Here is a 253-nt window from a genome sequence, read left to right as displayed (position 1 = left end):
CTTCCATGCCCGGGCCACGGTAGGACGCCACAGACGAACGGTTGGCCTTGTCGAAGCTGGCCTTGAACACGTACGGAATACCGAGCTTCTCGGTCACCCGCACGTACTCTTCGCAGACCTTCAGGGCCAGGTCACGGGACTCCAGAACGTTCATGCCGCCGAACAGGACGAACGGCTTGTCGTTGGCGATCTCGATGTTACCGACGCGAATGATCTTCTGGGTCATTGATCAGGCCTTGTTCTTCTGAGCCAG

The 253-nt window shown here is 58.5% G+C and carries 1 pseudogene; it reads right to left on the bottom strand.

Annotated elements, in window-relative coordinates:
- Positions 1-226, bottom strand: a pseudogene (locus tag SB725_RS32635) (3-deoxy-8-phosphooctulonate synthase); the annotation flags it as partial.
- Positions 227-253: the final 27 nt, after the last annotated feature.

The sequence above is a fragment of the Pseudomonas sp. SIMBA_041 genome, from assembly GCF_046535095.1.
Classification (GTDB): domain Bacteria; phylum Pseudomonadota; class Gammaproteobacteria; order Pseudomonadales; family Pseudomonadaceae; genus Aquipseudomonas; species Aquipseudomonas mucoides.
This window is presented reverse-complemented; position numbering and strand designations above follow the sequence as displayed.